At 69.4% G+C, this 21,772-nt stretch carries 20 protein-coding genes and 2 pseudogenes; 13 read left to right on the forward strand and 9 right to left on the reverse strand.

Annotated features, from left to right (window positions below; all coding sequences use genetic code 11):
* Positions 1–71: 71 nt before the first annotated feature.
* Positions 72–200 (forward strand): annotated as a pseudogene (locus H7J06_RS32810) (HNH endonuclease); the annotation flags it as partial.
* A complete protein-coding gene (locus tag H7J06_RS21435; protein ID WP_264041125.1) occupies positions 157–1,434 on the forward strand; it encodes an HNH endonuclease signature motif containing protein in 1,278 nt (425 codons plus the stop codon). The pseudogene H7J06_RS32810 and the gene H7J06_RS21435, both read left to right, overlap by 44 nt.
* Here the strand turns inward: H7J06_RS21435 and H7J06_RS21440 are convergent.
* Complete coding sequence (locus tag H7J06_RS21440; protein ID WP_264041126.1) at positions 1,431–2,312, reverse strand: SDR family oxidoreductase; 882 nt, start codon at positions 2,310–2,312, stop codon at positions 1,431–1,433. The two genes, H7J06_RS21435 and H7J06_RS21440, sit on opposite strands and share 4 nt — an antisense overlap.
* Positions 2,313–2,398: 86 nt before the next feature.
* Between H7J06_RS21440 and H7J06_RS21445 the strand changes: the two genes are divergently transcribed.
* A complete protein-coding gene (locus H7J06_RS21445) occupies positions 2,399–2,971 on the forward strand; it encodes a TetR/AcrR family transcriptional regulator (RefSeq protein WP_264041128.1) in 573 nt (190 codons plus the stop codon).
* Here the strand turns inward: H7J06_RS21445 and ilvD are convergent, their stop codons facing one another.
* A complete protein-coding gene (ilvD, locus tag H7J06_RS21450) occupies positions 2,972–4,678 on the reverse strand; it encodes a dihydroxy-acid dehydratase (protein ID WP_264041129.1) in 1,707 nt (568 codons plus the stop codon). It abuts the gene before it with no gap.
* A gap of 79 nt (positions 4,679–4,757) precedes the next feature.
* On the opposite strand from ilvD, the gene H7J06_RS21455 reads away from it, so the two are divergent.
* From H7J06_RS21455 to H7J06_RS21465, 3 genes are all read left to right on the forward strand, one after another.
* Positions 4,758–5,363 (forward strand): DUF305 domain-containing protein, encoded by a 606-nt coding sequence (locus H7J06_RS21455; protein WP_264041130.1) that lies wholly within the window; start codon positions 4,758–4,760, stop codon positions 5,361–5,363.
* Positions 5,360–5,671 (forward strand): copper-sensing transcriptional repressor RicR, encoded by a 312-nt coding sequence (gene ricR, locus H7J06_RS21460; protein ID WP_264041131.1) that lies wholly within the window; start codon positions 5,360–5,362, stop codon positions 5,669–5,671. Before H7J06_RS21455 ends, ricR begins: the two co-directional genes overlap by 4 nt.
* A gap of 164 nt (positions 5,672–5,835) precedes the next feature.
* Positions 5,836–6,876: a L,D-transpeptidase gene (locus H7J06_RS21465; RefSeq protein ID WP_264041132.1), complete on the forward strand. Its 1,041-nt coding sequence runs from the start codon at positions 5,836–5,838 to the stop codon at positions 6,874–6,876.
* Between the two features lie 61 nt (positions 6,877–6,937).
* On the opposite strand, the gene H7J06_RS21470 is transcribed toward H7J06_RS21465, so the two are convergent.
* A complete protein-coding gene (locus tag H7J06_RS21470; protein WP_264041133.1) occupies positions 6,938–8,929 on the reverse strand; it encodes a M13 family metallopeptidase in 1,992 nt (663 codons plus the stop codon).
* A 53-nt stretch (positions 8,930–8,982) separates the two neighbouring features.
* Here H7J06_RS21470 and H7J06_RS21475 point away from each other — a divergent pair, with 53 nt between their 5' ends.
* A complete protein-coding gene (locus tag H7J06_RS21475; RefSeq protein WP_264041134.1) occupies positions 8,983–9,573 on the forward strand; it encodes a hypothetical protein in 591 nt (196 codons plus the stop codon).
* On the forward strand, positions 9,570–10,259 hold the full coding sequence (locus tag H7J06_RS21480; protein ID WP_264041135.1) for a hypothetical protein: 690 nt from the start codon (positions 9,570–9,572) through the stop codon (positions 10,257–10,259). Before H7J06_RS21475 ends, H7J06_RS21480 begins: the two co-directional genes overlap by 4 nt.
* Here the strand turns inward: H7J06_RS21480 and H7J06_RS21485 are convergent, their stop codons facing one another.
* Positions 10,260–10,772, reverse strand: a complete 513-nt coding sequence (locus tag H7J06_RS21485) for a helix-turn-helix transcriptional regulator (protein ID WP_264041136.1) — start codon at positions 10,770–10,772, stop codon at positions 10,260–10,262.
* On the reverse strand, positions 10,769–13,741 hold the full coding sequence (locus H7J06_RS21490) for an MMPL family transporter (protein WP_264041137.1): 2,973 nt from the start codon (positions 13,739–13,741) through the stop codon (positions 10,769–10,771). Before H7J06_RS21490 ends, H7J06_RS21485 begins: the two co-directional genes overlap by 4 nt.
* A 277-nt stretch (positions 13,742–14,018) precedes the next feature.
* On the opposite strand from H7J06_RS21490, the gene H7J06_RS21495 reads away from it, so the two are divergent.
* The 4 genes from H7J06_RS21495 (at position 14,019) to H7J06_RS21510 (ending at position 17,318) form a co-directional block, all read left to right on the forward strand.
* Positions 14,019–14,582 carry a hemophore gene (locus H7J06_RS21495; RefSeq protein ID WP_264041138.1) on the forward strand — a complete coding sequence of 188 codons (564 nt, stop codon included), beginning with the start codon at positions 14,019–14,021 and terminating at the stop codon, positions 14,580–14,582.
* A 192-nt stretch (positions 14,583–14,774) separates the two neighbouring features.
* Positions 14,775–15,158 carry a heme-binding protein gene (locus tag H7J06_RS21500; RefSeq protein WP_264041139.1) on the forward strand — a complete coding sequence of 128 codons (384 nt, stop codon included), beginning with the start codon at positions 14,775–14,777 and terminating at the stop codon, positions 15,156–15,158.
* Between the two features lie 56 nt (positions 15,159–15,214).
* A complete protein-coding gene (locus tag H7J06_RS21505; protein ID WP_173007885.1) occupies positions 15,215–15,883 on the forward strand; it encodes a response regulator transcription factor in 669 nt (222 codons plus the stop codon).
* 1 nt (position 15,884) lies between these two features.
* Complete coding sequence (locus H7J06_RS21510) at positions 15,885–17,318, forward strand: sensor histidine kinase (RefSeq protein WP_264041140.1); 1,434 nt, start codon at positions 15,885–15,887, stop codon at positions 17,316–17,318.
* Here H7J06_RS21510 and H7J06_RS21515 read toward each other — a convergent pair.
* Genes H7J06_RS21515 through H7J06_RS21525 form a run of 3 tightly spaced genes read right to left on the reverse strand, consistent with a single transcriptional unit; the run spans position 17,233 to position 20,020 of the window.
* The gene (locus H7J06_RS21515) at positions 17,233–17,601 is read right to left on the reverse strand and encodes a DUF3054 domain-containing protein (RefSeq protein WP_264041141.1); all 369 of its coding nucleotides are present in this window, start codon (positions 17,599–17,601) and stop codon (positions 17,233–17,235) included. The two genes, H7J06_RS21510 and H7J06_RS21515, sit on opposite strands and share 86 nt — an antisense overlap.
* Complete coding sequence (locus H7J06_RS21520) at positions 17,588–18,829, reverse strand: M23 family metallopeptidase (protein WP_264041142.1); 1,242 nt, start codon at positions 18,827–18,829, stop codon at positions 17,588–17,590. The genes H7J06_RS21515 and H7J06_RS21520 overlap by 14 nt, the downstream gene beginning before the upstream one ends.
* Before the next feature lie 9 nt (positions 18,830–18,838).
* Complete coding sequence (locus H7J06_RS21525) at positions 18,839–20,020, reverse strand: lysylphosphatidylglycerol synthase transmembrane domain-containing protein (protein ID WP_264041153.1); 1,182 nt, start codon at positions 20,018–20,020, stop codon at positions 18,839–18,841.
* A 165-nt stretch (positions 20,021–20,185) separates the two neighbouring features.
* On the opposite strand from H7J06_RS21525, the gene H7J06_RS21530 reads away from it, so the two are divergent.
* Positions 20,186–21,334: an AI-2E family transporter gene (locus H7J06_RS21530; RefSeq protein ID WP_264041143.1), complete on the forward strand. Its 1,149-nt coding sequence runs from the start codon at positions 20,186–20,188 to the stop codon at positions 21,332–21,334.
* Here H7J06_RS21530 and H7J06_RS21535 read toward each other — a convergent pair.
* Positions 21,331–21,772: pseudogene (locus tag H7J06_RS21535) on the reverse strand (hypothetical protein); the annotation flags it as partial. The gene H7J06_RS21530 and the pseudogene H7J06_RS21535 overlap by 4 nt on opposite strands.

Consider the following 21,772-nt stretch of genomic DNA (forward strand, 5'->3'; position numbering starts at 1 on the left):
TACTCACGTCGTCGACGGTCCCGCCGGCCGCACGGGCCGGACGTGTCGGACCACGCTTCTAGAATGGTGGCATGGTCACGGCGACAACGTCTTTGAGTTCTCAGGAGCGCATGGAGTTGTTGTTCGGGGAGATGGAGGAGTTGGCCGGGCAGCGCAATGCGATCGACAGTCGGTTGGTGGAGATCGCCGCCGAGATCGAGGGAGCGCATGGAGTTGTTGTTCGGGGAGATGGAGGAGTTGGCCGGGCAGCGCAATGCGATCGACAGTCGGTTGGTGGAGATCGCCGCCGAGATCGAGGGTGACGGGATTTGGGGTGCCACTGGGGTGCGGTCGGTGCCGGCGTTGGTGGCCTGGAAGTTGGGCATCAGCCCGCACAACGCCGAGACGATGGTGACCGTGGCGCGGCGGCTCGAGGAGTTCCCGCGGTGTGCGGCGATGATGCGTGACGGTCAGCTGTCGTTGGATCAGATCGGGGTGATCGCCGAGCGGGCCGGTGAGGGGTCTGACGAGCATTACGCCCAGCTGGCGTCGGTGGCCACGGTGACCCAGTTGCGTTTTGCGATCAAGCTCGAGCCCCGTCCCACACCGGACCGGACGCCGGAGCCGGAGCGGTCGTTCCGCAGGACGGTCGGGGAGAGGTCCACCACCTACCGGATCACGCTGCCGAAGGTGGAGGCGGCGAAGTTCGGGCTGGACTCGCATCGCGACGCGTTGATCGCCCAGTGGCGACGCGACCACGGCGGTGACTCCGATACCGGCGACTCCGACGAGGACGCGTACGACGCCGATGGGCGCGCGGAGGAACCGTCGGTTCGGGTGCCGCCGTTTCCCACCACCGTGGACGCGTTCACCAGCCTGGTGGAGGCCGGGTGGGACGCCGACGTGGCGCGGCGTCCGCATGGTCAGCACACCACCGTGGTGGTGCACCTGGATGTCGAGAGGCGTTTGGCCGGGCTGCATCTGGGTCCGGTGCTCTCCGACGACGAGCGCCGCCTGCTGCTGTGTGACGCCACCTGCGAGCTGTGGCTGGAACGTCACGGCCAGGTCATCGGGTCCGGGCGGGTCACCCGCACCATCAGCCGGCGGGGCGACCCGCGGATTGCACTGGTCCCCGGGTGCGGGGCGACCCGCGGATTGCACGCCCACCACATCCGGCATTGGGAGGACGGCGGGCCGACCGACCTCGACAACCTGGTGCTGCTCTGCCCCTTCCACCACCGCCTCCACCACAGTGGCGGGATCACCATCACCGGCCCCGCCCACCAGCTCGTCGTCACCGACGCCGACGGCGAACCACTGAACCCGGGATCATTGGCCCGCACACCGACCCAACCCCCACCGGCGGTGAAACCGTGCCGCGGTCCCCTCGGGGAACGCGCCCAATGGTGGTGGTACACACCGTTCGAACCCCAACCACCACCCACCGGCAACTAGGGGCAGAGGTTCTCGAGGTCCTCGAGCAACCCGGGATGGGTGGTGCGCCATCCGAGCGCTTCGCGCGTATGACGGCTGGACGCCGGCTGGTCCATCAGGAAGATCTCGCCGAACGGGCCGAACTGCTCCGGTGACACCGGCTGGACGGGCAGTCCCAGTCGACGTCCGATGACGGCCGCGATGTCGCGCACGGCGATGCCCTCCTCGTCGACCGCATGCCACGACGTGCCCGCCGGCGCGGACTCCAGGGCGAGCCGGAACAGGACGGCGGCGTCGCGTGCGTGGACGGCGGGCCAGCGTTGGGTGCCGTCGCCGGGGTAGCCCGCGACACCGGTGCGCCGCGCCGTCGTGGCGAGAACCCCTGCGAATCCGCCGTTTCCGCGGTCGTGGGCGGTACGTGGGATGCGCACCGCGACGCTGCGCACCCCCTGCGACGCGAGACCCAGCAATGCCAGCACGGCGCGGCCCCGACCCCCGACCGGCCCTTCCGTCGGTGGCGGGTCCGCCTCGGTGGACGCACGTCCGGCGACCCATGGCGTACCGGAGGCGACGACGATGGGCCGGTCGGTGCCGGACAGCTCGTCACCCATCGTCGTCAATGCGTCCGTCTCCGTGACGATCTCGCGCGCCAACGCCTCCGGGGTGGCGGCTTCGTGTCCGAACGCGAGGTGGATGACGCCGTCGGTTCGGCGGACTCCGTCCCGCAGGGCGTCGAGATCCGACAGGGTGCCGCGCAACACCTCGGCGCCCACGTCGGACAACGTCGTTGCAGAGGCGTCCGAGCGGGCCAGCGCGAGGACGGCGTGGCCGTTGCCGAGGAGTTCGGCGAGGACGGGTGAGCCGATGGTGCCGGTTCCTCCGGTGACGAAGACGCGCACGGGACGCTCCAATCGTTAGGATGAGACCTTTGTCCCGTCACCGTACAACGTGATGGGACAAAAGTCCCGTCGCCTAGGATGTGGACATGGGTCGCTGGGAACCGGGTGCGCGGCAGCGACTGGTGCTCGCGGCCGTCGACCTGTTCACCGAGCAGGGCTACGACACCACGACCGTCGCCCAGATCGCCGAGCGGGCCGGCGTCACGAAGAGCACGTTCTTTCGCCACTTTCCCGACAAGCGGGAGCTGCTCGTCGCCGGTCAGGAAAGCATGTGCCAGTTGCTCTCCGAGGGCATTGCGGAGGCGCCCGACGGCGCGAGCCCGCTGGCGGCCGTCGCGGCGGCCCTCGAACGCGCCTCGACGATGATGGGTCCGGACAACCGGGAGCTCGGCCCCCGCATCAAGGCGGCCGTCGCGGCGAGCACCGAGCTACAGGAGCGCGACGCCCTGAAGACGGTCAGCCTGGCGGCAGCCATGACGACGGCACTGTTGGCCCGCGGCGTTCCCGAGACGACCGCACACCTGGCCGGAGAGCTCGGCGTGCTGGCCTTCAAACAGGGTTACGCCCGCTGGTCCGACGACCAGAACGGACGCGGCTTGGCCGAGTACGCCCTGGCGGCGCTCGACGAACTGCGGGCGGCGTCGAGGTCCTTGGACTGACTAGCCGCAGACCGCGCCGGTCGCGGCCGAGCCGACCAACTTGCGGTACTTGGCCAGCACGCCGGTGGGGTACTTGGGCGCGGGCGGGGTGAAACCCTCCTTGCGGGACTCGAATTCGGCCCCGTCGACGAGGAGGTCCAGGGTGCCCGTGCCCACGTCGAGGCGGATGCGGTCACCGTCCCTGACGAAGGCGATCGGTCCGGCGTCGACCGCTTCGGGCGCGATGTGGCCGACGCAGAGACCGGTGGTGCCACCGGAGAACCGGCCGTCGGTCATCAGCAACACGTCCTTGCCGAGCCCCGCGCCCTTGATTGCGCCGGTGATGGCGAGCATCTCGCGCATGCCGGGTCCGCCCTTGGGGCCCTCGTACCGGATGACGACCACGTCGCCGCAGGTGATGGTGCCGTCCTCGAGCGCATCCATCGCGGCCCGCTCGCCGTCGAAAACCCTTGCGGTGCCCTCGAACACGTCGGAATCGAACCCGGCCGACTTGACCACGGCACCCTCGGGGGCCAGCGACCCGTGCAGGATCGTGATGCCGCCCGTCGGGTGAATCGGATTACTCATCGCGCGCAACACCTTGCCGTCGGGGTCCGGCGGCTCGATGTGGGCGAGGTTCTCGGCCATGGTCCGACCGGTGACGGTGAGGCAATCCCCGTGCAACAGGCCGTTGTCCAGCAGTGCCTTCATGACGACGGGCACGCCGCCGATCTCGTCGACGTGCTTCATCACGTGACGGCCGAAGGGCTTGACGTCGGCGAGGTGCGGCACCTTCTGCCCGATGCGGGTGAAGTCCGCCAGCGTGAGCTTCACGCCGGCCTCCCACGCGATCGCGAGCAGGTGAAGCACGGCGTTGGTGGACCCGCCGAAGGCCATCACGACGGCGATGGCGTTCTCGAAGGCCTCCAGCGTGAGGATGTCACTGGTGGTGATGCCGCGACGCAGCATCTCCACGACGGCCTCGCCCGACTGACGGGCGTACTCGTCGCGGCGCTTGTCGATGGCCACCGGGGATGCACTGCCCGGCAGCGACATGCCCAGGGCCTCGGCGGCGCTGGCCATGGTGTTGGCGGTGTACATGCCGCCGCACGCGCCCTCGCCCGGACAGATGGCGCGCTCGATGATGTCCACGTCCTGACGCGACATCAGCCCGCGGGCGCAGGCGCCGACGGCTTCGAAGGCGTCGATGATGGTGACTTCGCGCTCGGTGCCGTCGGTCATCTTGGCGACGCCGGGCATGATCGAGCCGTTGTAGAAGAAGACACTCGCCAGGTTCAGGCGCGCGGCAGCCATCAGCATGCCGGGGATCGACTTGTCGCATCCCGCCAGGAGCACGGTGCCGTCGAGGCGCTCGGCCTGCACCACGGTCTCGACGCTGTCCGCGATCACCTCGCGGGAGACCAGCGAGAAGTGCATGCCCTCGTGGCCCATGGAGATGCCGTCGGACACCGAGATGGTGCCGAATTCCAGCGGGTAGCCACCGGCGGAGTGCACGCCGCCCTTGACCGACTGCGCCAGTCGCTGCAGCGACATGTTGCACGGCGTGATCTCGTTCCACGACGATCCGACGCCGATCTGAGGCTTGACCCAGTCGTCGTCACCCATGCCGACGGCCCGCAGCATTCCGCGGGCGGCGGTCTTCTCGAGGCCGTCGGTGACGTCGCGGCTACGGGGCTTGATGTCGGGTTGTGAGGCGTCTGAGGGCATTGGTCAAGTATGCCTCCGGGTCGTTCGCCGACCAAACCATTTCGGATACCCCGGTGGGGTATCCGGTACGGTGGCTTTCATGAAGACGTTGATCGCCTTGGTGGCCGCCGTCGCCACCGCACTGCTCGTGTCCTCCTGTACCAGCCCCAGCTCGACCTCGTCCGACGGTCACACCGACCACACCCACGGGAACGAGTCCAGCGCGGCCGCCCCGAACGCCGCCCCGAACAACGCCGCCGACGTCACCTTCGTCTCCGGCATGATTCCGCACCACGAGCAGGCGGTCGAGATGTCCGCCCTCGTCCCGCAGCGGTCCACGAATCCCGAGGTGATCAAGCTCGCTGCCGACATCTCGGCGGCCCAAGGGCCCGAGATCCAGACGATGAAGGGCTTCCTCACCCAGTGGAACGTCGACGCGGGCGCCGCGCACGACGGACACGACATGGGCGCCATGACCGGCATGGTCGACGAGGACGCCATGGCGAAGCTGGAGACCCTCAAGGGCGCCGACTTCGACAAGCTCTGGCTGACGTCGATGATCGGCCATCACGAGGGGGCCGTCGCGATGGCCAAGACCGAGATCGCCGACGGCGCCAACGCCGACGCGAAGGCGCTGGCCGGCCGCATCGTCACGGCGCAGGAAGCCGAGATCGCCCAGATGAAGCAGATGGTGGGGGCACAATGACCGACGAACCAGTGGAAAACCCTGCGCCGCATGGGTATTCGCCGCACAAGGAGAACTACGCCAAGCGGCTGCGGCGCGTCGAGGGTCAGGTGCGCGGCATCGCCAAGATGATCGAGGACGACAAGTACTGCATCGACGTCCTCACCCAGATCAGCGCCGTCAACAGCGCGTTGCAGTCCGTCGCACTGGGTCTTCTCGACGAACACCTCGGCCACTGCGTGACCCAGGCGGTCGCCGAGGGCGGATCCGAGGCGGACAAGAAGCTCGCCGAGGCGTCGGCCGCCATCGCCAGGCTGGTCAAGTCCTGAGAGTCCCGCTGCGAGCAACGTAACGAACCGTCACCGGGATCCGAAGAACTAGCAGGTCAGTGCCGCCTAGGTGGTGCGACGGTCATGGCCGGGCGCTCGTCGCCGGAAATACCTGGTCCCCGCGCTGTGTAACACTGGTTTCACTCGTGTATTGGAGGTGGCGCATGCGCCGGGAAACAATCAGACGTTCTGCGACGCGATTTGCCACGGCGGTCGTCGCCGCCGGCATGGTCGGCGGTTTCGTCATCGGCAGCCCATCTGCCTGGGCAGACCCCGAGGTCAACCCCGATCCGGCCGCGATCGACTCGCTGCCCGTCGAGCAGCCGGCCCCGCCCCCATTCGGGGAGGCGCCGCCGCCCGCTCCGCTGCCGTTCGGCTTCCCGCCGCCCGCAGATCCCAACGCTCCCGCGCCGTTCAACCCGTTGGCCGCACCCGCGCCGGCACCGACGGTGATTCCCGAGGGCACCCCGGCAGGCCAGGATCCGACGCCCTACACCGGGCCGCCGGTCTTCGCCCCGCCGTCGTTCAACCCGAGCAACGGCTCGATGGTGGGCGTCGCCAAGCCGATCGCGATCAATTTCGCCCGGCCGATCGCGGACCGTCAGATGGCCCAGGCCGCGGTGCACGTTTCGTCGGTCCCGGCGGTGCCCGGCAAGTTCTACTGGTTGAGCGACACCCAGCTGCGCTGGCGGCCGATCGACTTCTGGCCGGCGAACACCACCGTCAACGTCGACGCCGGCGGCGCCAAGTCCAGCTTCCGCACCGGTGAGTCGCTGGTGGCGACCGTCGACAACAACACCCACCAGATGCAGATCGTGCGCAACGGCACGCTGGAGAAGACGTTCCCGGTGTCCATGGGCAAGACCGGCCACGACACCCCGAACGGCACGTACTACGTACTGGAGAAGTTCCCCAGCATCGTGATGGACTCCGCAACCTACGGCGTCGACAACACCTCGGCGCAGGGCTACAAGCTGACGGTGCAGAACGCCGTCCGCATCGACAACAGCGGGAACTTCGTCCACAGCGCGCCGTGGTCGGTGGCCGACCAGGGCAAGCGCAACGTCAGCCATGGTTGCATCAACCTCAGCGCCGCCAACGCCCAATGGTTCTTCGACAACTTCGGTAGTGGCGACCCCATCGTCGTGAAGAACTCCGTCGGCACCTACAGCCAGAACGACGGCGCCCAGGATTGGCAGATGTAGGATCTGATACTCCCGAGAACGGCCGCCCCATCGGGGCGGCCGTTCGTCGTTTCAGCGAGCTCTAGTTCCAGATGTGCACGCGCTGCGCGGGATCCAGGTACAGCTCGTCGGACTCGGCCACCTCGAACGCGTCGTAGAAGGCGTCGAGGTTGCGGACGATGCCGTTGCACCGGAACTCCGGCGGTGAGTGCGGATCGATCGCGAGCCGGCGGATGGCCTCGGCGTCGCGGGACTTGGTGCGCCACACCTGCGCCCAGCCGTAGAACACCCGCTGCACGCCCGTCAGCCCGTCGATCACCGGGGCGGGTTTGCCGCCCAGGGACAGCTCGTAGGCCAGCAGGGCGATGGACAGGCCGCCGAGATCGCCGATGTTCTCACCGACGGTGAAGGCGCCGTTCACGTGTTGTCCGCCGGCGAGTTGCCGCGGCACGTACTTCTCGTACTGGGCGATCAACGCCTCTGTGCGCGAACCGAATTCGGTGCGATCGCTGTCTGTCCACCAGTCGACGAGGTTTCCGTCTCCGTCGTACTTGGCGCCCTGGTCGTCGAAGCCGTGGCCGATCTCGTGCCCGATGACCGCACCGATGCCGCCGTAGTTGGCGGCGTCGTCGGCTTCGGCGTCGAAGAACGGCGGCTGCAAGATGGCTGCGGGGAAGACGATTTCGTTCATGCCGGGGTTGTAGTAGGCGTTGACCGTCTGCGGCGTCATGAACCACTCGTCGCGGTCGACCGGGCCACCGAGCTTCGCCAGCTCGCGGTCGTAGCCGGCGGCGTTGCCGCGCTTGTAGTTTCCGTACAGGTCGGCCCGGTCGATCACCAGATCCGGGTAGTCGCGCCACCGCACCGGATAGCCGATCTTGGGGGTGAACTTGTCCAATTTGGCCAGCGCCCGCTCGCGCGTCTCCGGCGTCATCCACTCGAGGTCGTTGATGCTGACGCGGTACGCCTCACGGAGATTGGCGACCAACTCGTCCATCCGCGCCTTGGCGTCGGGCGGGAAGTGCCGTTCCACGTACAGCTTGCCGACGGCGTCGCCCATCAGGTTCTCGACCAGGGCCACGCCACGCTTCCAGCGGTCGCGGATCTCCTCCGTGCCGCTCAGGGTGCGGCCGTAGAAGTCGAAGTTCTCGGCAACCAGCTCGTCGGTCAGCATCGCCGACCGTGAGCTGATCAACCGCCACCGCAGCCACCACTTCCAGTCCTCGAGGTCCCCGTCGGCCCACAGCGCGGCGAACGCCGTGAGGGTGTCGGGCTGACGCACGACGACCTCGGCGGCGGCTTCCGGCGTGGCGCCGACCGCGGTGATCCACTCGGCCCAGTCGAACCCCGGCGCCTCGGCAACCAGGTCGGCGAAGGTGCGCAGGTTGTACGTCAGGTCGGCGTCGCGACGCTTCACCACGTCCCAGTGCGCGACGGCGATCTTGGTCTCCAGCGCCACGATTCGGGCGGCCGTGGCCTCCCACTCGTTGGGGTGCGGCTCCTCGCCGAGCGCGAGTGCCAGCATCCGGGTGATGTGGCCGGGATAGGCGGCCAGGATCTCGGCGTGCTGGGCGTCGCGGTAATACGACTCGTCGGGCAGGCCCAGGCCCGACTGCGACAGGTGCAGCAGGTAGCGCGTCGAGTCCTTGGAGTCGGTGTCGACGTACAGGCCGGTGCCCCCACCCACCCCGGTGCGCTGCAAGCCGCCGAGGACGGCCGCCAAGGTGGTCCGGTCGGCCGCGTCGTCGATCGTCGCGAGCTCGTCGAGCAGCGGCGTCACGCCGATTCGTGCGACCGCCTCGGTGTCCATGAAGCTGCCGTACAGGTCGCCGACGCGCTGCTCGTCGGTGTTGGGCGCCGCGTCCTGCTGGCTGGCCTCGACGATCAAGTCCCGCACCTGCTCCTCGGCCCGGTCGGCGAGCAACCGGAACGCGCCGTCGGTGGCACGGTCGGCGGGAATGTCGTAATCGGTCAGCCAGCGGCCGTTGACGTGGCCGAAGAGGTCGTCTTGCGGGCGGGTGTCGCCGTCGACGAAGGACAGGTCGATGCCGGAGTGGGCAGCTTCTAACGTCACTCGACCATCCTGCCAGCCGCGGCCGTCTCGGGGAGCCGGGTACCCTCACGGCCATGCCAGACCAGCTCGACGACGAGCCCACCCCGGCCGCCGGCGGCGGCATCAGCGGGTTCGGGATCGGCTCCGCAGTACTCGGCCTCGTCTCGGTGGCGGCGGTCGTGCTGGCGGTGCTGCTGTGGAACGGCCACCGCCACGACGTCGACGAACGGGCGTACCAGACCCGGGTGCTGCAGGCCGCGGCCGACTGGACCGGCGTGTTAATCAACATGAACTCCGGCACGGTCGTCCAGAGCATGCAAACCCTGCACGACGGCACCGTCGGACAGCTCAACGCGAACTTCGAGACGGCGGTCGAGCCGTTCAGCCAGGTCGTGCAGAAGCTGCAGTCCCAGACGGTCGGCCAGGTCGAGTCGGTGGCCATCGAGTCCCTGTTCCACGCGACGCCCGGCGATCCGGGGCTGCCGCCCGTACCGCAGCCCGAGCTGGCCACGGTGTCCTCGCGCACGGACAACGTCCTCGTCGTCGCCACGTCGGTCAGTCAGAACGTGGGGGCCAAGCCGCTGACCGTGCATTGGGCGCTGCGGCTGGCCATCTCCGACGTCGGGGGCAAGCTGCTGGTGTCGCGGCTGGAGACCATCCGATGAGGAACCGCTTCCGGGTGTTGGCATTCGACGTGCTCGCCCCGCTCGCCGCGGTGCTGGCGCTGGTGTATCTCGGCGTCGCGCTCGCCTGGCCGCTGTGGTGGGTGGCGGTGTGCTCGGTGCTGTGTCTGCTGATCGTCCAGGGCGTCGTGGTCAACACCGTGCTGTGGCGGCGCGACGGCGTCACGGTCGGCACCGACGACGACGGGCCCGGTCTCCGGCTCGCCGTGGTGGGGCTGGCCACCGTCGCGCTGGCGGCTGCCGTCGTGGTCGGATACACGCGGTGGGCGGGGCCGCAGGCACAGATGAACCGCGACATGACCGAGGTGGTCGGCATCGCCAGCAGCGCGGCCGAGGCGTCGGCGACGTTCACCCCGCAGAACCCGAGCGCCAACGTCGACCGCTTGACGGCGATGATGACGACCAAGGGCGCCGACGGGTTCCGCGGTGAGTTCGACTCCATGGCAAAGGATCTGACGGGCAAGGGGCTCACGGTCTCGGCGAGTACCGTCTCAGCGGGCGTCGAGGCGATCGGTCCGCAAGCCGCGGTCGTCGCGGTGATCATGCGAGGGACGCAGAACGCACCGGGCAAGCAGCCCGCCAGTGTGGCTCTGCCGCTGCGGGTTTCGTTGCTCAAGCAGGACGGACGCTGGCTGGTCGACGACCTGTCGCCGATCAACTCCCGCTAGTCAGTCGGGTTGGCCGTTGCGCATCTTGGCGAAGCGGTCGGACAACCGGCGCATCCTGATCATCAGCGAGGCCGCGGGGCTGTTGGTGCCCTGCAGGTAGGCCGCGAACTGGTCGGCCGGAATGCCGATGCGCGAGGCGAACTCGTCCTGACCGAGGCCCGAGCGCTGCAGCAGCATGTGGATGTGGCGGCCGACCTCGGCGCACTCGTTGGCCTCGAGCTGTGCGCGGGTGCGGGTGAGTACCTCGTCCAACGCCTTGGACACCCCGTAGGGGGGTGCGTTGTCCAGAACCTCTTCGACCTGACGGGCCGTTCGGCCGTAGGGGTCGCGCTTGATGGCGACGACGATGCGTTGCCACACGGTCAGGTCGTCGGTCTCGAGCGCCTCGCGAATGGCCGACGTGGGCCAGAATTCGACGGGTCGCTGGTCGACGGTGGGGCGCCGCCGGGGTGCGTTCGCCGCGGGCCTGGGGCGACCGGCCGCATCGCCCCGCGTATCCGAAGTCAACGTCACCTCGCCTCCTCCAACATCGCAACTGCCACCGACAGGCAGCGCTGCCTGACGTGTGCCCAGTCGGACTCCGCCTCGGCGCCCATCCAGTCTTCGTCGTCGTCCGACGGGTGTGGGTCGGCCAACCGCCGTACGAGTTGCGTCGCCACCCACTGGCTTCTCAACCGCTCTCCAGAGTAGTACCGGTCCATTTCGGCCAGCACCACCGCCGCGGTTTGAGTCTCCATGGACTCGACCAGATCGGCAAACTCTGCGTAGTCCCTGGCGCTGTTGCGGCACATGATCAGGTAGCACTTGAGCCGCAGGGTCTCCGCGCCGGTGGGGATCTCCAGGCGGTCGCCGGTCGGCAACAACACGTTGGTGGTCTCCATCGGGCTGCGCCGTCGCACCGTGGGCCGGTCCTCGTCGGCCGCGGTCGCCAGGGCGTCGAGCGCCACCGCGAGCCGGCCGCGCCACATCGTCACCGGGTGCACGGGCTGGCGGGGGAAGAACCGGCTGCCGCCCTTGCCGTTCCGCGCCGCGGCGATTCGCCCCGTCCGGCCGCCGCCGTGGTGGTTGGTGTTCAGCCGCAAGGTGTCGCCTGGCGAGAGCTTGGCCAGCGGTTCGTCACCCCCCTTGACGTGCGCGGCGATCGATCCGCCCGGCGGAAGGCAACCGCTGAACGCCAGCGGGTCGGCCACGGTGACGGTCTGCCGCGCCAGCGTCTTGAGCTTGGCCGCGGACTTCACGACGCTGCGGATGTCGGCTCCCGACGGTCCCATCGTGGAGATGTCCTCCGGAATGACGACGAGGTCGCCGATGTCGGCCTTGGGCAGCGGCTTCTCGAAGTCCACCGACGGCAGGATGCGATCCAGCCAGCCGGGCAGCCACCAGTTCCACTGGGCGAACATCGCCATCAGTGCCGGCACCAGGACCAGGCGGACGATCGTCGCGTCCACGGCGATGGCGACGGCGCACGCCACGCCGAGCTGGGCCACCAGCGGCATGCCCGCAAAGGCGAATCCGACGAACACCGCGATCATGATGAGCGCCGCGCTGGTGATCGTCCGGGCGCTGGTGCTCACGCCGTAGGCCACGGCGTCGCGGGTGTTGTTGGTCTGCAGGAAGCGCTCGCGGATGCGGGTGAGCAGGAAGATCTCGTAGTCCATCGACAAGCCGAACGTCATCGCGAGGACCAGCGGCGGGATGGTGCTGTCCAGCGAGCCGAGGGGTTCGAGCCCCAACGCCTCCAGCCAGCCCCACTTGAACACCACGACGAGGCTGCCGTAGGCCGCCGCGACGGACAGGCACGTCATCAGGACGCCCTTGAACGCGAGGAACACCGAGCGGATCGAGATCAGCAGCATCACGAAGGCAATCAGCGCGACGAAGACGAACACCATCGGCTGCGTGGTGGCCACGCGTCGGTCGAAGTCCTTGAGCAGCGCGGTCGGACCGCCGACGTCGACCGCGGCGGGGGAGCCCGCCGTCGCGCTCGGCAACTCGGCACGCAGCCAGTCGACCGTGTCGCGGGCCGCCGGATCCTCGGGGTCGATGGACAGCACCGCCGACAGCAGCGCGCTGCGGTTGTCGTTGGCGAACACCGGCGGGGACACCGTCGCGACGTCGGGCCCCTGGCTCATCTTCTGCTGCAGCGCGTCGAGCGCACCGGTGTTCTGTGAACCGTTGGCGTTGCCGTCGGGGAACGTGACCAGAACCTTGATGGGACCGAGCGCGCCGGGGCCGAGGGCCTGCGCCGCCGCGCTGATGCCGCCCCGGATCTCGTGGGTGGGAGCGAACTGGCGTTGCAGGCTGTTGCCCAGCGTCATGTCGAACGCCGGGGTGGCCAACGCGACCAAGACCACCGTGGCGCCGAGTGCGGAGATCCACTGCCGCCGCATCACCCAGCCCACCCATCGGGTCCAGAACCTCGACTGCGTGGTCTCGGGTCGACGCGAGACGTGGAGGTACGACGACCGCTTGGAGGCCGCCTTGCCGAAGGTCGCCAGCACCGCGGGGATCAGGGTGGTCGACGTCAGGACGGCGAGCGCGACGGCCAGGATCGCTCCGGTGGCCATCGACGCCAGCACGGGCGTGTGGATCAGGTAGATGCCGGTCACCGAGGCGATCACCGTGAGACCCGAGAGCAGCACGGCCAGGCCCGACGTCGCCATCGCGGCGTCGGCGGCCTGCGCCGGATCGCGGCCCGAACGCAACTCCTCCCGGAACCGCATCAGGATGAACAGGGAGTAGTCGACGGCCAGCGCGATGCCGAACATCGACACCGTCGAGGTGACGAACACCGACATCTGGGTGACCATCGCCAGGAGGTAGACCAGTCCCATGGTCACCACCACGGTGCAGATGCCGAGGACCAGCGGAACTGCGGCGGCGGCGAGCGAGCCGAAGACCGCGAGCAGCACGATCAGCACGATCGGCAGGTTCCACTTCTCGGCCTGGGCGATGTCGTGCTTGGTGGCCTCGCTGGCCGCGGCGCCGAGCGCGCCCTGGCCGATGACGTAGAGCTTGACGTGGCCGTTCTCGATTTGACCGGGCTGGTCGCCGTTGATGCCGACCTTCTTGCGCAGCTGTTTCGCCACGTCGGAGCTGCCGCTGTTGAAGTCCGTCTGCAGCGAGACGACGTAGGGCCGGTCCGGCTGCGGCGGGGGCTGCTGCGGGTTGGGGATCACCTTGACGCTGGAGACCTCGGCCGCGATGCGCTCGAGCTGCGTGACCGCCGCGGTCATGTCGTCGAACGAGGCGTCCGCCCGCGGCGCGGCGACCAGGGCCAGGGGCGAGGCACCCTGGTCTGGATAGTGGTCTTGAATGGCGTGCTCGACGCTCAGCGACTGCGAACCGGCTACTTCGAAACCGCCGCCGGTGAGGTTGCCCGACTGATTCAGGGCGAGGTACACCGACGGAACCAAGAGGAGCAGCCACGCGACGAAGACTGCCCAGCGGTATCTACGCAGCTTGCTGCTCAACCGCAACATGAACTGCTGGATGGCTGGCCCTGCCTAACTCCCCGGGTTGCTCCTGCGTTTCAAAACGGAGCGTACCGCAGCACGAGGTAGGGTTGCCGACCCTCGCGGCCGTGAGACGGGCCGCCGGGCCTTCGCCGCACCGACCTGGGTATTTGCTGCGCCAGTTGGTAGCCACACCGTCGCGATGGCATCATGACCCGTGACCGTGTCTGGGTCGGTGATCCGATTGCTCGCATTCGTGCGCTCACGAGGCAATTGGGCTGTGAACTCGCTAAGGAGCCAACCCATGAAGTCCACTTCCGCCGCTCGGCGCTGCCTCGCGGGCGTGTTCGCTGCATCCGCCGTGGGTGGTGCCGTCGTGACCGCCATGGTGACCCCGTCGACTCCCTCGGCCACCGCCGCCGCCGATCCCTGTGCGGCCAGCGAGGTGGCGCGCACGATCGGGTCGGTGGCCACCTCCACGGGCAACTACCTCGACGCGCACCCCCAGACGAACGCCGCGCTGACCACCATCTCGCAGCAGCAATCGGGTCCGCAGTCGCTGGTGGCCCTCAAGGCGTACTTCGACGCCAACCCGCAGGCGGCCAAGGACATGCAGGCGTTGCAGGCGCCGCTGCAGGGGCTGTCGGCCCGCTGTCGGCTGCCGCTCACGCTCCCGCAGGTGATGGGGCTGCTGCAGGGGGCGCAATCGCAGGCCGGCGCGCTGCCGGGCAGTTTGCCAAGTGCGCTCTCGAACGCGCAGAACGCGGGCGTGCCCGGGGCCGCGGTGCCGGGCCCGTCGTCCCCCGCCGCCGTCGTCGCGCCGGGTACCGGTCCGCTGCCGGGACCCGCGACGACCACTCCCAGGTAGTCCCCAGGGACTCCTCTGCGTGTTCACGAGGTCGACGTGAACAGGATCTTCGGTGCTCGGGGCGTCGGATTGGACGCAAGGCGAGAAACTCGCCACCGATTCTGCTTAGCTTTCCGATGTCGGCATCCGCGCGAACGCGTGGTGGACGCGGCAACGTGGAGAACCGTGCACATTCGAAGAAGGAGCTTGATCATGTCGATCTCGGCCCGTGCTGGGCGACGTGCGGTAGCTGGCGCCATGGGCGCCAGCGCGATCGCAGGGGCGATGTTGTTCGGAGCGCTGCCGTCTGCGCTGGCAGATGATCCGGCCTTGAATCCGCCGAACTGCTCCGCCGCGGACCTCGCGGGCGTGGCGTCGGGAGTGTCGGCGTCGACGTCGGCCTACCTGTTCACCCACCCCGACGTGAACTACTTCTTCACCAGTCTCGAAGGTCTGCCCCGCGAAGAGGTTCGCACCAAGGTGGCCGACTACATGAATGCCAACCCGGGGCCGAAGGCCGATCTGACGGGCATCCGTCAGCCTCTCGTCGACCTGAAGAATCGCTGCGGCGCCGCGCCCGCGCCCGTGACTCCGTAACCCGGGTGCGGGTGGCGGAACCAACCGCGCTGGAGGGCGCGGGTCGCACGGTGTTGATGGTCGACGACGACCCCGACGTTCGAACGTCGGTGTCTCGCGGACTGCGGCACTCGGGCTTCGACGTACGGGTCGCGGCGACGGGCAAGGAAGCGCTGCGGCTGCTGTCCAACGAGTCACACGACGCGTTGGTCCTCGACGTGCAGATGCCCGAACTCGACGGCGTCGCGGTCGTCACGGCGCTGCGGGCGCTCGGCAACGACATCCCGATTTGTGTGCTGTCCGCGCGCGACACGGTCAACGACCGGATCGCCGGGCTCGAGGCGGGCGCCGACGACTACCTGACCAAGCCGTTCGACCTCGGCGAGCTGGTCGCACGGTTGCATGCGCTGCTGCGCCGGTCGAGCCTCTCGGAGCGGTCCCCGGACACCATGACCGTCGGTCACCTGACCATCGACACCGCGAGGCGGCTGGTGTTCGTCGAGGGTGAGCGTGCCGAACTGACCAAGCGGGAGTTCGACCTGTTGGCGGTCCTCGCGGAGAATGCGGGTGTGGTGTTGACCCGGCAGCGGCTGCTCGAGCTGGTGTGGGGTTACGACTTCGAGGTCGACACGAACGTCGCCGACGTCTTCATCAGCTACCTGCGGCGAAAGCTGGAGCGGGAGGGCCACCCCCGGGTGATCCACACCGTCCGCGGGATCGGGTACGTCCTGCGCGACGAGCCCTGAGGTGCAGCTGCATCGGCTCGGTCGGTCCGCGTCGCTGCGCACGCGCGTCGCGTTGGCCGCGGCGGCCGCGGCCGCCGCGGTGGTCGCGGTGTTCACCGTCCTGACGTCGCTGGTGCTGGCCAACAACGACGCCGCGCAGCTGGACCGGCGGCTGGACTCGATCGTCGACGCCAGCGTCTACGACCAGACCAACGGCGTGCTGCAGACGGGGCGCTCGCGGTCGTCGGGACAGGTGGTCTTCCAGCGGGGCTTCCAGCTGCCGCAGCTGCCGCCCGGCACCGAGACCGTCGAGGTCAACGACATCGAATATCGCGTACGCACCATCCCGGTGGACCAGCAGGGCGGGGTGCTGATGTCGGTGGGCATCCGCGCCGACAGCATCCTGCTGAACCGCGCTCGGATACCGCTCTACACCGCCGTCGGCGTGGTGACCGTGCTCATTGCGGGCGGGCTCGGCTGGATGCTGGCGGGTCCGGCGATCCGGCCGTTGCGCAGGCTCACCGAGCAGACGATGCGGCTCGGCAAGGGCAGCGACCGGATGACGGCGGTGAGGGGCGCGCGGGAGGCCGAGGAACTCTCCGACGCCATGGCGGGCATGCTCGAACGCCTCGCCGCGGCCCAGCTCGCCACCACGAATTCCCTTCAGGCGGCCCAGGACTTCGCGGCCAACGCGGCGCACGAGCTGCGCACGCCGTTGACCGCGATGCGCGCCGACCTCGACACGCTGCGCATCCACGACCTGCCCGCTGACGAGCGCGACGAGGTCGTCGGCGACCTGGCGCGCGCCCAGCGGCGGGTGGAGGCCATCATCACCGCGCTCGGCCAGCTCGCGTCGGGTCAGCTCGCGCAGGTGGAGGACCGCGAGCTCATCGACGTCACCGACATGCTCGACCGGGTGGCCCGGGAAAACGCCAGGGCGGGTGACGTGGAGATCGTCGTGCAGAGCGACGACGCCCTCGGTGCGATCTGGGGCTGGCCCGGTGGGTTGCGGCTCGCGGTGGACAACCTGGTGCGCAACGCCATTGCCCACGGCGGCGCGACCCGGATCGTGCTGGCGGCGCACCGCCACGTCACGAGTGACGGCCGCGGCGAGGTACTCACCATCGTGGTCGACGACAACGGCTGCGGGCTGCCAGTCGACGAGCACCAGTTCGTCATGGGCAGGTTCGCCCGCGGCAGTACGGCGACCCCGGGTGGATCAGGGCTGGGGCTGGCGCTGGTGGCTCAGCAGGCGCAGCTGCACGGCGGCGGCATCGAGCTGTCCGACGGGCCGCTCGGCGGGCTGCGCGCGACGTTGACGGTGTCGACCTCGCCCGAGCCGGAGTCGGATTCGGCCGACGACGAGGCGCTCAGCGGCGAGCCAGGGCCCTTGCGCCGAGGCGCCAACCGAGTAGCAGGATGGCGGTCGAAAGCGAAGCGACCACCACGAAGCTGAGCGCCGTGCCCGCGGAGGTGGCCTTGCGCAACGCCATTCCGACGACGACGGTGCTCAGCCAGACGACGACGCCGGTGGGCGCCAGGGTCGTCGGCCGGCGCCACGCCCTGGCGGCCGCCCATCCGATTGCGGTGCCCGCGAGGAACGGCCAGGCCGTCTCGGCAACGCCGGCCACGGTGATTCCCTCGGCGTGACTGCGCCTGCCGATGGCGCAGAACACCAGCACGCACAACGCGTCGGCCGCGGCCGACGCGGCCACCGCCCTGCGGTCAGCCTGCGGCATAGGTCATCACGTCGAGCACGAGCGGGCTCAGGTCCTTCTCGTCGCGCGGCGTCGCGCCCGGCGCCATCGGCGCGGGTCGGCCGGTCAGCAGGGGGTCGAGTGCATCCATCGAGGCCAGTCTTCCGTCGAGGGTGAAGTCCTTGAACGTGAACGGTAATCCATTGGACCGCAACGGGTCCGGCGTGCTCATCACGTGAAAGTGGAGATGCGGGGCATCGGTGTTGCCGGAGTTGCCGAGGTTGGCGATCACCTGACCCGTGGTGAGCGAGTCGCCGGGCTTGACCTTCACGCTGCCGGTCTTCAGATGCGCGTACAGCGCGAAGTTTCCGCCCCCGATGTCCTGCACCACGTGGTTGCCGGCGTACTGGTCGAGCGCAAGGCCCACGGGACTGGTGCCCGCCACCTGTTCGGGCAGCCCGTCGAGCATGCCGACGACGGGCCCGTCGGCGACGGCATGGACGTTCGCGCCGAAGTAGGGGTAACTCTCGGGCCGGGACCGGTCGCCGCTGAAGATGGTGCCGTCGGCGCTGATCTGGAGGTAGTCGATCGCGAATCGTTCTGCGGCCCAGAGGCTTCCGTCGAGCGGGTTGAGCGCCATCCGATGAGCGGTCATGTCACAGCAGCTGTTGCCGTCCAGCCAGCGCGGACCGTCCAGGGGCGGGGAGATCACCACCGGCTTCTCGGTGGAGACCGTCACGGGCGCGACGGCGGTCTCCGTCACGGTGGCCGGCAGCAGCGGTGGCATCGGCTTGGCCAGGTCGGCGACGATGGTGTGCGACAGCTCGGTGGGGACCGGTGCCGATTGGTCGAGGACCACGTCGAGCCAGACGATGCCGGCCCGGCCGGGCCCGAGCGTCGTGGTGGGGGTCTGGGTGGCCCCGAGGGCCCGCATCCAGTAGGCCAGCCGGTCACCCGACAAGGTGAGCAGCTCCGTGGTTCCGGCCTTGACGGACAACGACTTCAACGTCACGTCACCGTCGAGGGCGTTGGTCAACTGCACTTCGTAGGCCAGGTGGCGCTTGCCGTCGGTGGTCGGTACCGGCACGGGTGCGGCGACGACGCTGGCGAGGACGGGCGTGGCCTGAACCGGCGGTGAGGTGGTGGGCGTCGCGGCGGACGGGCGGGCGGCGCTACTGGAGGTGGGCGGGCCCTGCGTCGGGCTGCCGCACGACGTCAGCAGAACGACCGCGCCGAGGATCGCGACGGTGCGGGAGCCGATGCGGTGCATCCGCCGATCCTATGGCCGGTCCTCGGACTCGCGGCCCGCTTCCGGGTCATGCGTCGTCTCGGGGGCAGAGAGCGTCTCGGGAGCACAGAGCGTCTCGGGGTCGTAGGTTACCTCTGGGTCGGGGCTGAACTCGGCAGGCGTCGCCCCGCCGTCACCCGGGCCGGCCTCGGGCGTGGCATCCGGGTCGACGGCACTTTCGGTGCGGAAGAGGAAGAAGAACACCACCCAGCCGATCGACGAGATGAAGATCCAGCTCACCAGCCGGTAGATCAGCATCGCCGAGATCGCCGACGCCAGCGTCATCCCGCTGGACACCAAACCCGGCACCAGAACGGCCTCGACCACCAGAAGTCCGCCGGGCATCAGCGGGATGGACCCGACCGCGCGGGCCGCCGCATAGGCGACCGTCAGGCCCGCCAGCGACGGTTTGCCGCCGGCGGCGTAGGCGGCGAACGCCAGGCAGGCGACGTCGGCGACCCAGTTGAACACCGACCAACTGAACGCCGTACCCAGGGTCCGCCGGCTCATGCTGACCGACTCGAGCTGGCAGAGGATTTCGCGCCACTTGGTCAGGCCCGTATCGGCGGGCTTGCCGAGCAGGGAGTTGATCCCCGACAGCACCCGCACGCCGATCCCGTCGATCTGCTGGGGGTTGGCGGCCACCGACTGCGCGAGGACGAGCAGGGCGAGGAACCCGCCGAGGGTGAAGATCAGCGACAACGGGTTCTTGCTGGCCCCGAGCAGGAAGGCGCCCGCCAGACCGATCAGCGCCAGGCCGACCACCTGCAGAACCCCTGACATGACCAGCTGCCACGACGCCACCATCGGCGAGGCGCCCCACAGCCGTTGCTGCCGGTACACGAACGTCGCGGAGAGCACCGGGCCGCCCGGCATCGTCGTCGACAGCGCGTTGCCGGCGTAGAAGGCCGTCTCCGACCGCCACTGCCGCACGACGACGCCGGCGGACTTCAGCAGCGTGCGCTGGATCTGGGCGAAGCTGTGCATCGACGCCAGCGCCGCGAACGCCGCGGCCAGCACCCACCACCAATTGGCCGACAGCAGACTCCGCCACGCCTTGGCGAGCTGGTCCCAGACGAGTACCACCTCGACGGCGAGCACGCTGACGGCGACGCCGACGAGTAGCCAGCGCACCCACCAGTACTTTCCGCGTGGGCGGCGCTCCTGGGTCATTTCCCCGGTCGCTCCGCCCCCGCCGTGGTCGGCATCCTGCGACACGGGTACAGGGTAACGGCGACCCGTCGCCCGGCGAGCTTTGCCAGAACCGGCGCGGCGAGTCGTTACGCTACCGGGATGCCCTCCCGGTTGTCAGAGACCCCCGCGTCGCCGCCTTACGCAGTGTCACTCGATCCGGGGGCGGACGCGTCGGTGCACCCCCTCGTCCGCAAGACCGCCGCGTGGTCGTGGCGGCTGCTGATCATCCTCGGCGGCCTGGTCGCCGTCGTCTGGGTGGTGTCGCGCCTCGAAGTCATCGTGGTGCCGGTGTTGCTCGCGACGATGGTGACGGCGATGTTGCTGCCGCTCGTCGACTTCCTGGACCGCCGGGGACTGCCGAGGGGCGCGGCCGTCGCCGCGGTCATCGTCGGCAGCATCGTGGTGGTCGGCGGTCTCCTGACGTTCGTGGTCAGCCAGTTCATCCAGGGCGCTCCCGCGCTGGTCGACCAGGTGACCCTGAGCATCACCAACGCGCGCAACTCGCTGAACAGCGGCTTGCTGTCGCACTTCAGCAACGACCAGATCAAGAGTGCGACCGACACCGCGATCGAGGCGCTCAAGAACAATCAGTCGAAGCTGACCAGCGGCGCCCTGTCGACGGCGGGCACCATCACCGAGATCGTCACCGGTGCACTGCTGATGCTGTTCACGCTGATCTTCCTGCTGCAGGGCGGCCGCCACATCTTCGCGTTCGTCACCAAGATCTTCCCGACGACCGTGCGGGAGCGGGTGCGCGACGCCAGCCGGGCCGGTTTCCATTCGCTGATCGGCTACGTGCGCGCCACGTTCCTGGTGGCGTTCGTCGACGCGGTCGGCATCGGCACGGGTCTGGCGATCATGGGCATCCCACTCGCGCTGCCGCTGGCGTCGCTGGTGTTCCTCGGTGCGTTCATCCCGCTGGTCGGCGCCGTGCTCACCGGCGGACTGGCCGTCGTCGTCGCCCTGATCGCCAAGGGCTGGGTCTATGCGCTGATCACCTTCGGGCTGATCATCGCCGTGCAGCAACTCGAGGCGCACGTGCTGCAGCCGCTGGTGATGGGCCGGGCCGTGTCACTGCATCCGCTGGCCGTGGTCTTGGCGATCACCGCGGGCGGCGTCACGGCCGGCATCGTGGGCGCGCTGCTCGCCGTGCCGATCGTCGCCGTGGTCAACAGCGCGATGCGCGTCCTGCTCGCCGACGACCCGGCCGCCGAGGAGGCTGCCCTGGCCGCCGACACCGGACCGCCCGTCGCCAGCGAGACCGACGACGTGCAGCCTGCGAGCGACCGCTAGAGCCGGCCCTCGCGCCGCAGCAGGTCGGCAGCGCTCATGCCGCCGCCCCGACGCTTGGGGGCGTCCTCGGCCGCCTCACGGGTGTCGATCTTCTCGGTCTGATCGGAGTCCGTCGGCCGCTGGGTGGGAATGGCAGTGGTCGGCGGCTCGGCGGCCGGCGGCGGGGGTTGGCGTCGACCGGCCGTCGGCGGACGCTTGGCCTCACCCTGGGCGGCACCGCCGCGCAGATCGCCCAACCAGGACTCGATTTCCCGGCTGCCGTCGGCGCCCGACCCACGCGGGGCCGATCCGCGCGCCGGGGTGGCGGTGCGGCTAGGGTCCACGCGCGGCGTGCGCGTCGTCGGCACGTCGGCCTGAGCCGGCATCCGGGTGGTCGCGTCGACGGGTGCGGCAGGCATCCGCGTGGTGGCCGGTTCGGCAGCGGGCGTAGGCGCGGGC

Source organism: Mycolicibacterium hodleri, assembly GCF_025822245.1.
In the GTDB taxonomy this organism is placed as follows: domain Bacteria; phylum Actinomycetota; class Actinomycetes; order Mycobacteriales; family Mycobacteriaceae; genus Mycobacterium; species Mycobacterium hodleri.